Origin of the sequence: Flavobacterium pectinovorum (assembly GCF_006438875.1) — a bacterium.
In the GTDB taxonomy this organism is placed as follows: domain Bacteria; phylum Bacteroidota; class Bacteroidia; order Flavobacteriales; family Flavobacteriaceae; genus Flavobacterium; species Flavobacterium pectinovorum_A.
Window position 1 is genome coordinate 263,431 of the sequence record NZ_RCZH01000003.1, and the last position, 12,522, is coordinate 275,952.

6 protein-coding genes are annotated in these 12,522 nt (G+C 33.1%); all 6 read right to left on the reverse strand.

From position 1 onward, the window contains the following. Window positions 1–94 precede the first annotated feature (94 nt). Window positions 95–1,381 carry an MFS transporter gene (locus EAH81_RS05555; RefSeq protein ID WP_140504651.1) on the reverse strand — a complete coding sequence of 429 codons (1,287 nt, stop codon included), beginning with the start codon at window positions 1,379–1,381 and terminating at the stop codon, window positions 95–97. After that, window positions 1,382–2,440, reverse strand: coding sequence for a glycoside hydrolase family 130 protein (locus EAH81_RS05560; protein WP_140504653.1), 1,059 nt, complete (start codon window positions 2,438–2,440; stop codon window positions 1,382–1,384). It abuts the gene before it with no gap. Between the two features lie 84 nt (window positions 2,441–2,524). Further along, window positions 2,525–3,994, reverse strand: a complete 1,470-nt coding sequence (locus EAH81_RS05565) for a RagB/SusD family nutrient uptake outer membrane protein (RefSeq protein ID WP_140504656.1) — start codon at window positions 3,992–3,994, stop codon at window positions 2,525–2,527. Between the two features lie 23 nt (window positions 3,995–4,017). Continuing rightward, window positions 4,018–7,077 (reverse strand): SusC/RagA family TonB-linked outer membrane protein, encoded by a 3,060-nt coding sequence (locus EAH81_RS05570; RefSeq protein WP_140504658.1) that lies wholly within the window; start codon window positions 7,075–7,077, stop codon window positions 4,018–4,020. A 203-nt stretch (window positions 7,078–7,280) separates the two neighbouring features. Then, on the reverse strand, window positions 7,281–11,498 hold the full coding sequence (locus tag EAH81_RS05575; protein WP_140504660.1) for a hybrid sensor histidine kinase/response regulator transcription factor: 4,218 nt from the start codon (window positions 11,496–11,498) through the stop codon (window positions 7,281–7,283). 237 nt (window positions 11,499–11,735) lie between these two features. Beyond that, complete coding sequence (locus EAH81_RS05580) at window positions 11,736–12,515, reverse strand: superoxide dismutase (RefSeq protein ID WP_140504663.1); 780 nt, start codon at window positions 12,513–12,515, stop codon at window positions 11,736–11,738. Window positions 12,516–12,522 lie beyond the last annotated feature (7 nt).

The window sequence follows — 12,522 nt, forward strand, 5'->3', positions numbered from 1 at the left end:
CATAGATTTTATACTCTCAAAAAAAAGCGTTTCACTTATTTAAAATTTATGTTTCTATGTGTTAAATAAAATTTTCACAATTACACTCAGCGTGTTAGAGTAGTTTAACTGCGACTTCTTCCAGTACTTTTGGAGTAATTTCTTCTTCTGGAGAAAGTTCCAATCCTTGCTTGATAATTTTTTTACTGATAAAAATCGAACACAATTGTAATAAAGCAATGATTCCGATGGCATATCTTAATGCAAAATCTTCAGAAACTACATAATAAAGAGTTAGGAAGGTTCCAGCTCCCAAAAGTCTTCCTACGTAAAGTCCGGCTTCATGATTTAAGATATAAGCAAATTCACCTCTTTTTTCTATGCGGGATACAATATCAATTACTTTTAACTGAATAGGGAAGTAGGCTAAATCCATTAAAGGTTTTGCAATAAGTAATAGTAACAAAAAGATAATTACTCCTGTTTTATCGAATAAAAGCCCGTTGATACATGCTCCCAAAGCAAATAAAATTAATCCGACCGAAAAGGTTTTGATTCTATCTGATGGTTTCGAAAAACGACCGATAAAATAAATGATTATGGCAGCCAAAATTGCACCAATAGATTGCGCTTGTCCTAATGCGCCTTCTTCTCCCAGTATTTTAAAAATCAACATTGCGGGAGCGGTAACTAAAAATCCTTGTGCTAAACCTTTAAAGGTAGCTAATGATAGTAGTTTGTACCAAAGCGGGTGAAATTTGAAAAAGATATACTGCTTTTGGGCAGGATTTTCAAATTTACCTCTATAGCAAACTATTGAAGCGACAATCGTAATAAGGAAAACAATTCCGGTTATGATAACATAGGCTTCATGTTTTTGATCTTCACCTGTTTTTGACTGAATAAACCAACCAATTGTTGCTGGTATTGCAATAGCGATTATGGTATAAATAAAAGTTTCTAATCCGTAATAATAATTTCGATTGTTATCGTTTGTTATGGACAAAGCCAGATAATCCCTATTAGACCAATATAAGCCAAATGAAAGCCCCATCGTGATACCTGCGATACCAATTCCGGTCAAATCAAGCGTTTTTAATGACATCATGATAATCATCGAAACACCGCTAAGCATCATTCCGATAGAATATAGTTTTCGGATATTGAAATGCTTTAATAAAAAGCCATTCAATAGAAAAGTAAGCGGAATTCCGGTATAAATTGCCAATTGATAAATAACAACTTTCGAAGTGTCATTCGAGTTTCGCATGATATACGCAGCGACAAAAATGTCGATTACGGGCAATACCAATGCATACACTAAATTGGTAAAAATTAGTATGCGAAAATTATGGGTCTGGCTTTTAAAATGGTCAATTTCTGATATAAGTTTTTTAAACATTTAGTTATTTTTTAAAAGTAAAAGGATTTCTTTAATCGAAAATTGAGCACCACAAACAAATTCATCGGAAGCACCGTAATAAATAGTAAGGGTATCTCCATCAGGTTCAATAATATGACCGTTGGTAAAGACTACGTTTCCAAAAAAACCGCTTAATTCATAAGTTGTAGTTGGAACCATAATCGGTTGTTCTGTTCTTGCAAGTACTTTTGAAGGGTCTTCAAGATCCATTAAAAAAGCACCCAAACAATATTGATGGGCTTCATTGGCACCATGATAAATTTCTAACCAGCCTTTTTCAGTTTTAATCGGAGCTGCTCCGGCACCAACTCTTTTGCTATCCCAAAGCCCTTTTCTTGTTTTTATAATACAATGATGATTTCCCCAATGTATACCATCAGGAGAAGAAGCCAACCAGATATAATTACCTCCAATATCGACACTGCTTGGGCGGTGTAAGGCATAAAATAATCCATTAATTTTCTCTTCAAAAATGGCACAGTCTTTATTGTGTGCCGGTAATATCATACCGTGTTTTTTGAAATTTTTCCAATCAGTCGTAGTACGTAAGCCAACACCTACACCATTATCAGAAACGGAAGTAAAGGTTAGATAGTAGGTTCCCTCAATTAAGGCAACACGACAATCTTCAATTCCAAATGTTTCCAAAATACCTTCTCCAACCAAAGAAGGATAATTCTCGGGTTCATAAAAAGAATGTCCATCGTCACTTCGTAAAAGGCGTAAGTGAGAAAGGGTAGTTAAATAATCCGTTCCTTTGTAATTAATTACTCTTGCATCATTGGCAATTAATTCGGGGTCGTCTTTTGGAATCTCAATAATTTTAATAGCCCCAGTTTCTGTTAATATAGGAAAAGAAATTACATCCTCTTTTTGCTTTGGTCTTTCGGCAACTCGTACTACTAACCATGTTTTATTTTCATATTGAAATACTCCCGGATTCAATAAACAAGTAATTTCTAATCCTTCTCTGCTTGCAGGAATATCTATAGGTGATAATAATGGGTTTTCTGCAAAACGCTTTGCTATGTCTGTCATAATATTAGATTCTGTTTTTTTAGTATAATTTAAAGAGTAACCTAATTTTTATTGAAGTAAATCAGGTTACACTTTATTGAAAAATTAATATCCAGGATTTTGTGTTAAAGTTCCTGCTGATCTGTCAATTTCAGATTGAGGAATTGGATATAACATGTGTTTGTCCTGGAAATTTTTTCCGTGAGCCGTCATTACTTCTTTAGCAATTCCCCATCTTTTTAAATCAAGCATTCTTTGATTTTCAAAACCAAGTTCAGCTCTTCTTTCAGAAATTAACCAATTTTTAATCGTTGTTTTATCTGATGATATTGGGCGATCCGGTAACGTTCCTGCAGGTACAGGAGCTCCATTTGCAGTAATAGTAGTTCTTGCTCTTGCTCTGATTTGGTTGATAATTGTAATTGCCTCAGAATAATTTCCTGTTTCATTTAATGCTTCAGCTTTCCAAAGTAAGGCATCTGCGTAGCGCATGTACACTTTATTGTTAGGAGCGTCATCATTTCCTTTGTTGGTTCCATTTGTGCTGCCCAGCATTTTATTTATATTTTGATTTGGTACATCAACAGTATATAATTTTCTGGGATCGTTAGGTTCAAAAGAATTTAGGAAATCAGTACTCGGAGCAAAAAATCCCCATCCTAATGGAGCACAAATTCCGTTTCCTCTTTTAGGAACTATATTAGATTGATGATCGTATGAAAAAATAACTTCACTATCACTGTATTCTTTGGCTACGGTAAAATTGTCAAAATAGTTTGCATTTAAGCTATAACCTAATGTTGTTAATTGATCTACCAATGGTATAACTTCTGCCCATTTTTGGTTGTATAAAGCCACTTTTGCCTGTAATGCGATAACAGCACCTTTTGAAACTCTCCATTTTTCTGTAGTTGATGAATATTTAGAATTTGGAAGTAAATCTTGTGCCAGAATTAAGTCCGCTTTTATTTTATTCCATACTACTGCTTTATCTGCCCTTACTGATACTGCAAAAGCTTCTTCAAGAGATTCAACAGGTTTTACAATTAAGGGAACATCTCCAAAATTGGTTACTAATGAAAAATAATAGTAGGATCTTAAAAAGTATGCTTCGCCCAATAACTGTTTTTTTCTATCAGTTGAAATTCCTGTAACGGCTTCAATATCTGATCTGGTTAATAATTCAATCCCAAGGTTAAGTCTTTTTATACCTTCGTAATTGTATTTCCATAAACCATTGGGTCCGCCATTGGTAGAGGTAAAAGTAAAATTATTGATTTCATCGATCCATGGCTGATCGCCGTCAGAATTCCATTTCTTTTCCATATCATCAGAGGCAATATCCTGCATGATATAATCATTCTGGAAAACCAAACCGCCGTTCCAATTCCATTCTCCCATAATATTTAATGTGTTTGAAAGTAATTGATAAGAGGAACTTATACTATTTTCTACGACAGTAGCGGTAACCAATCCTTCTTTTGTAGACAATCCTGTTGGTTCAGTGTCTAATTCGTCCTGACAGCTTACTAATGAGAAGGAAGCTATAAGTAAGGCTATAAATATTTTTTTCATGATTTAATACTTTAAATAGTTAATTATAATTTCACTTTAGCTCCAAAAATGAAAGCTGACGATTGTGGATAAGTACCTTTATCAATGAGTGAAGTCGATTCAGGATCCAAACCTGTATAACTTGTTATGGTAAATAAATTTTGTCCTGATACATACAAACGCAAACTATTAAGTCCCGGAATTGATTTTGAAAAAGTATATCCTATTTCGATATTTTTTAATCTTAAGTAAGAAGCATCTTCAACAAATACACTCGAAACTCTGCTTCCGCCATTATCATTAAAAGTCAACCTTGGAGTAGTATTACTTGTTCCTTCTCCGTTCCAGCTATTTAAGACAGCCGTTGTCGAATTGAATGGACGGCTATCGTAATTCAAAATTTGTTTAGAGTCATTGTAGCGATCAACTCCGCCAACACCTTGTAGTAAAAATGAAAGATCAAAGTTTTTATAATCGGCATTAAAATTAAAGCCATAGGTTATTTTAGGAATAGAACTTCCAATAAAAGTTCTGTCATCGGCATTTATCTGTCCGTCGTTATTAAGATCTTTAAATTTAATATCACCCGGTTGCGTACCATTAGAAGCAGTAAATAAATGAGAACTTACCTCACTTGCATTTTGATAAATTCCGTCAAACTGATAACCATAATAAGAGCTTATAGGTTGACCAACAACCGTTTTGGTATGAGTCGCATCGTCGGTAATATTGTTAACGTTTTGTTGCAGCCTGTCTACATTATTTTTTAATGTAGCGACATTAGCATTGATTCCGTATTTGAATTCATGATCGTTGTTCTGAAAATTTAATCCAAATTCAAATCCTTTATTGCTTACAGATGCAGAGTTTACACTGGTTGGCAAAAAATCACCTACCGTTCCCGGAGGAACCACATCGAGTAAAATATTGTCTGTTATTTTTGAGAAATAATCTACCGTAAAGGCAAGCTTATTTTTCAAAATACCTAAATCAAGTCCTACGTTTGTCTGAGTTGTAGTTTCCCATTTTACATCAGGATTTCCAATACGAATAAGTTTAGGATTTGTTCCTAATGAGTACAAGTTATACCATTGATGGTCTTTTATTTCCTGATTTCCTGATTGTCCCCAGCTTGTTCTTAATTTTAAGTTAGAAATCCAATCGACTTTTGACATGAATTTTTCTTTAGAAATTACCCAACCTGCCGCAATAGAGGGAAAGTATCCCCATTTATTATTGGGACCAAATCGTGATGAAGCATCCGCTCTTATGGTTGCTGTAGCAAAATATTTATTATTGTATCCGTAATTTCCTGAGGCAAAATAAGAAAGTAAAGACCAACTGCTTGCTTTTCCTGAATTCCACAAGCCCAACGTACTATTTCCATAATCTAAATATTGAAATTCGGGAGAACTGTTTTCATAGTTATTTCGACTTCCGCCAATTGCAGATTGTTTATTATTGATACTTTCTATACCTAATAAAAAAGATACATTATGAGCTTCATGAAAGGTTTTAGTATAATTCAGCGTATTGGTAAAAGTAAAAGTCATGTCCTGACCTCTATCTTCATTCAAACTATTAGGACGGTTTTGTCTTCCCATTCCGTAATATTGATAGCTGGTATCAGCAATATTATTATCGCCATAATTTTCGCCAAAACTTTTGTTATGAGAAAAAATAACGTCTACTCCTAAACTACTTTTGAACTTTAATGACTTGTCTCCTAAAAAGGCAAATTCGGCATAAACATTACCAAATGTTCTAAATTGTTCTCTTACATCATTTGTAAAATGAACCATAGCAATAGGGTTGGAGGTATATTCATAGTTTTTACTCCAACCGTCATTGGGACCTGTATAGAAAGGCAAATCTGTATAAGGATCATTTGCAGAATAAGTTGGATCGTTTACATCTTTATAAACACTTATGACCGGTGAGCGCAATAAAGCATGGCGAATAATACCGGGTGAATCTCCGCTGGACGATAATTTATCTTGTCTCGTAAAACCAATTTGCATATTGGTACCAACTTTAAATCTGTCAGTAATATTTGCGTTGACATTTGTTCTAAAATTATAACGCTTGTATTGGTCATTATCCTCGACTACAATTCCATCAATTCCGTAGTAACCGCCGGAGATTAAATACTGCAGGTTTTCAGTAGCTCCGCTTGCCGAAATCTGTAAATTTTTAGATAGTCCTGTTGTAAATAATTGATCTTGCCAATTTGTATCGGCCAGATCTGTTCTGGTTCTTCTGTCAAATGCGTATGGACTTTCTGCATTGGCGGCATTTCCTTTAGTGTTATGCCAAGCTTGGTCTTTAACGCTTAAATATTGACTGGAATTTAGCATTTTAGGTAAATTGGTAGCATAATGAATCCCTGAAAAAAGTTCAACGTCAAAACTGGTCATTCCTTTTATACCATTCTTTGTTGTAATGATAACAACTCCACCGGCAGCTCTAGATCCGTAAATTGCGGTCGCTGATGCATCTTTTAGAACTGTCATCGATTTAATATCTGATTGATTCAAAAAAGAAATATCGCGGGTTGCAACTCCATCAATAACATAGAGAGCGTCGTTATTTCCCAATGTGCCTTCTCCACGAATCCTGACTTTTATACCATCACCTGGAGCACCGGTATTGGCCGAAACAACAACTCCGGCTACCTGACCCTGCAATGCCTGTGCAACATCTGCCACTCGGGTTTTAGAAAGTTCATTCATGTCAACTGTAGTGACTGCACCATTTATAGCGCCCTTTTTTTGACTGCTATAACCCACAATAATAACTTCGTTTAGCTTTTGTGAATCTTCGGTTAAAAAGGCATCTATTACCTTATTCCCATTAACTGGAATTTCCTGGGTTTGATATCCAATATAACTAAATACCAAGATGGCATTAGTACTCACATTGCTTATAGAATAGTTTCCATCAAAATCTGTGATAGCATAGTTGGTAGTTCCTTTTACAGTAATGTTGACCTGTGGTATTGGTCCGCCTTTGTCTGAAACGACACCTTTTACGGTTTGGGCATGCATAATACTCCCTGATAAAATTATTCCCAATAAGAATAATTTATAAATATAGTTTTTCATAAAGTGGTATGGGTTAAATTAATAGTTAGCTTGATTTTTTTCATGGTTTTTTTTAAGGTTAGATTAGTTTTAGAATTTACGATAACGTTTGAATTAATTATCGTTTATAAAATTAGCTTGCGCATACACGAAACAGTGTACACTATTTCTTCAAAAGTGTACACTGTTGTTTTGTTTACTGGTAATCAGTGTTTTGTAATTATTTAGCTCTTTGATTTGTATTTGAGCTGGTAATTTTTGGGAGTCAGATCGTATAGTTTTTTAAACTCACGATAAAAGTAGGAGCGGTTATTAAAGCCGGATTGATAACAGACTTCGGATACTGTTAGTTTATTTTTGCGTAATAATTCTGCTGCATATTTTAATCGAATGGTTCGGATTAAATCACCCGGTGTAAAACCAAAAAGCTGTTTGGTTTTACGATACAATTGTGAGTTGCTGATTCCCAATTCTTTTTCAATAAATAAACTTTGGAGGTTTTCATTATCGATATTATGGCGAATAAGTTCTATTACTTTTTTTATAAAGTCTTTTTCATCATTGTTAATCGGAAGATCTGATAGGTTTTCAACCAAAGTATCCTGCTTAAAGTGTTTTGAGATCAATTCTTTCTCTTCGAGAAGTTTTTGTATTCTTATTAATAAATGATCCGGATAAAATGGTTTTGGAATATAAGAATTGGCGCCGCTTTCTATTCCTTCAATTCGATGTAAAACCGAATCTTTTGCGGTAAGCATTATAAATGGAATATGACAGGTTTTAATATCCGTTTTAATCTTTTTGCAAAGCTCGACTCCATCCATATAGGGCATCATTACATCACTAATAATGATGTCAGGGATTTCATTTTCAATGATTTCTAAAGCTTCCAAACCATTATATGTTACAATAAGTTTGTATTTTTCGCTTAATAATTCCTCAAGGAGCCTATGAATATCTTTTTCATCCTCGACTATTAAAATTACTTTACGATTATCAGCAAGTTCATTTAGCGATACAATTTTATGTGGAATATCTTCAAATTTAATTGGGTTTTCTTCCAGGATATTCTTTAAATGATGTGAAATTAAAATAGGACTTATTGCCTTATCTAATTCCTTTTCGTTAAAAGCCTCTTTATTACAAGGCAGCAGTATAGTAAATGTTGTGGTTTTATTTAAAGTGCTTGCAACCTGTATTTCGCCTTTTAATACCGTAACTAATTTCTTTACATAGGCAAGACCAATACCCGTTCTAAACATATTATTATCAGTTTCTTTTTCTTTGCTGATATCTGCCAGAAAAAATTGAGTAAACAAAGAATCCAATTCTTCTTTTGGAATCCCTTTTCCGGTATTTGTGATCGCTATATTTAATTTTGGAGCATCATTGTCCTCAATATAAAATTTAAGGTCAATTTTTCCGTTTACAGGAGTATATTTGAAAGCATTAGACATTAGGTTGAATACTATTTTTTCAATTTTATCTTTGTCGAACCATCCAACCAGAGCAGGAGGAATGTTGAGATTATATTCTATGTTTTTTTCTAAAGCCCATTCATCAAATAATTCAGCAATTTGCTCTACTAAATTGACCAAATCAAATTTTTTCACTGTTACTTCCAGATAATCGTATTCAGCTTTTCTAAATTCGAGTAATTGTTGTGTTAAGAACAACAATCTTGAAGAATTTCGCTGGATCATTTGTATAAACTTCTGATTTCTTTCGTTGAGGTTTGTAGCTTCAGAAAGTTTTTGAATAGGACCTACAATCAGCGTAAGCGGAGTTTGAAACTCATGGGCAATATCGGTAAAAAAGGTCAATCTGTTTTCATGAAGCTCTTTTTCTCTTTGTCTGAAAAGAATATTTTGAGTCAAAGATTGTCGTTTCTTATAGTAACTAAGTACGAATAATACAAATGCCAAAAACAGTAAAGAATAGATTATAAGTGCAAGATTTGATTGCCAGAAAACAGGTTTAACACAAATATCGATGGCATGAACCGGTTTACTCCAGACTCCGTCACTATTGGACCATTTAATCCATAAAGAATAGTTTCCTTTAGGAACATTCGTAAAAGAAATAATTCGTCGGTTATTGATGGTATTCCAGCCTTTATCAAAATTCATTAATTGATACGCATATTGACATTTTTCGGTATTGATATAAGTCAAAGCAGTCAGCTCAATATCAAAAAAATTCTGATTATGATTTAAAACAATAGAAGGATAGGTATTTGAATCCGGTGTTATTACCAAACCCTGATAATAAGGAATTGGCTGGTTTTGACCGCTAATTTCATCAATAAAAAGATCAGGAATAATAGTAGATTCTTTTATTTTTTGAGGTAAGAAATAATTAAACCCTTTTATTCCTCCCATAAAAATAAATTCAGAATTCAGGTCTTGGTAAAATGCTCCATCTGCAAATTCATTATTCTGGAGACCTTCATTTCGGGTATAATTGGTGAATTTTAATTCCTTACTATTGAAGTTCGATAAACCAAAATTTGTACTCAGCCACAGATTATTTTTCTTGTCAGAAACAATTCCATGAATCGTATTATTAGGCAATCCATCTTTAACTGTAAAGTTTTTAAATACAGCCTTTCCATCTTTTTTGATAGATTCCAGTAGGTTTAAACCAAAACTAGTACCAATCCAAAGTTGGTTTTTAGCATCCGTTATCAAACATAAAATGTCATTATTTGATAAACTTTCAGGATCATTTTCGATATTTTTATAAGAAATAAAATGCTCTGTTTTTTTATCAAATAAATTCAATCCTCCTAATCGTGTTCCAATCCATAATTGATTTTTATTTTTTGGAATTATCGAAAAAATGATATTACTGCTCAATGCGTTTTTTTTACTGCTTCCGGCGAGATAATTTTTGAACTCCGAGATTATTAATTTTTCGCCCAGACGTTCAATCTTACAGCGAATCATTCCATATCCATTTGTTCCAATCCAAATAAATCCATCCGCATCCTGACTTATAGAATACACAGATTTGAAATAGGAACAATTTTCAGTTCCAATAATTTCTTTCCAGGAAATTAATTTTGATTTTTTTGAGTCAAAAACCGTAATTCCATCCCCGTCTGTACCAATAAAAAGAAGATTATTGTAACCTTTGCATAATGAAAAAACAGCATTATTAAGCACACTATTGCTGGCGTTGTAATTTCTATATTCTAAAGGTTTTTCCGGATTGAGATAAAAATTAGAGGAAAACTTAAACAGACCTTTTCCTTTTGTGCCAACCCAAAAAGAGTTTTCGTCTCCTTCTAAAAATGTGCGAACAATTGCACCGTCAAATTCTGGAACTTCTAATTTAGAAATTAGATTAAAAGGCTTTTTTAGCGGACTTATTTTAAAAATTCCATCACCGTCAGTTCCAGTCCACAAAATATTTTCAGTTCCACGTATTAATACAGTAGGTTTATGAGTATTTAATTGTTTTAACCAATCATAGTTTAAAAAACCACCATTTTGATCAATAATAAAATATCCTGATTTGTCTAAAGCGATTACGCCTTCAGAAGTTTTGCCGATAAACTTTTCAATATTTTTTTCAGAAGAACCTAAGAATGTATTGTTTTCCAAAGAATAGTAATTACTGTTTCCGTTTGAGGATATCGTAACTATTTTTTGTTTTGAAATTTCTTCGAAGGATTCTATTTTTTTTGAGATCAATTTTATTTTTGAAATTCTTTTTTCTCCATTTTGAGCGTTTACAATAGCTAATGAATAAAGATCATTGTTTTCAAATAAAACCAATAATTCACCTGTTGCTGTGAATTGCATTTTTTTTACAGCGCTCTTCGGGATATTTGCTGCTTTTATTAATTGAAATTTAGCACCGTCAAAGTAGCCAATTCCCCAGTCTTTTACAGCACAAAATACTTTTTTAGAAGTGTCAAGAGCCATGTTGAACTCAGATTCAGATAATGGGGGGATATTTTTTCTCGAAAAGAAATAACGCTGAAAAGTACCATTCTTTTTATTGTACTGATTTAATCCGTGAAGTGTCAGAACCCAAATTTTTCCGGTATTATCTTCTTCTATTTTGAGAATGACCTGATTACTTAAGCTATTTTCATTATTAAGTTCAGGTCTGAAAATTTTAAAATTGCTTCCATCAAAACGATTCAAACCATCCCATGTTCCAACCCAAAGCAGATTTTCAGAATCCTGAAAAATAGTATTGACAGAGCTATTAGACAGACCTTTTGTGTTATCTAATTGCTCGTATGAATATTCTGCTTTAGTTGTTGTTAAGCCGTCTGAAAACGCTTTAGGATTTTGAAGATTTTTGGATGCGGCCGTATTTCCGGATAATTGATTTGAAGGATCGTTATTAACAGCAATAGCTTTCTCTTTGTCACATGACAAGAGCACCATAACAGCGAAACAGATTGTAACAATTTTAATTTTCAAAAGATTTTGTTATAGCGTTTTCCAGGCAGCAAGTAATCCTTGTATTCTTTGATATTATTAATATAGGAGGTAAAGTATTAAAATTAAAGTGCTGTTATACTGTCGCTAAAGTATGATGGACTAAAATGATGATATATGATTTTTGTCATATTTAATTTACTATATTAATAAAAGAACTGCTTAATAAAACGTAATATAACAAAAAAAGCTGATACTTAATTGTATCAGCTTTTTTGTTTATACTTTTTTGACTTTCTTTAAAGCCTCAATATAGTTTTCGTTTACTTTTTCCCAATTTATATGTTGATAAAAAGCGTCAATGTAACTTCCTTTTCTGTTTTGATAATCCAGATAGTATGCATGTTCCCATAAATCGATTCCTAAAATTGGCGTTCCCGGAATCAGGGCATTTTTCATTAATGGATTATCCTGATTGTCAGTTGTAGTTACTTGTAGTTTTCCATATCGGTCAACAACTAACCAAACCCAGCCAGAACCAAATTGCTTTGTTGCCTGACCTTTAAACTGGTTGGTAAGATTACTAAAAGAACCAAATTCTTTATTAATAGAACCTGCCAAAGTATCTTTCGGAGTGATTTCTTTAGGAGTCAAAAGATTAAAATACATCGTATGATTATAATATCCACCAGCATTTTGACGAAGTTTTGCATTGTTGAGATCTAATTTTTTTAAGATATCTTCAATTGACATATTTTCAAATTCAGTATTTAATATCTCTTTATTCAGAGTGTTCGTATACGTTAAATAGTGTTTCGAATAATGCGTTTCCATAGTAAGCGTTCTTATTGCCGGCGCTAATCCATCATAAGAAAAGGAAAGTTTTGTTAACTCAAAAGATCCTGGATCTGCTTTTACGTCATTTGGAGATCCAATTGTAATCTTTTCTTCTTTTGTTGGCAAAGGAACTTCTACAACTTCAGTTAGCTTATTATCATTACAAGAAAATAATAGTAAAAATGAAGCTAAAATGACAAAACGAGTAATGTTTTTCTCCATAATGTTA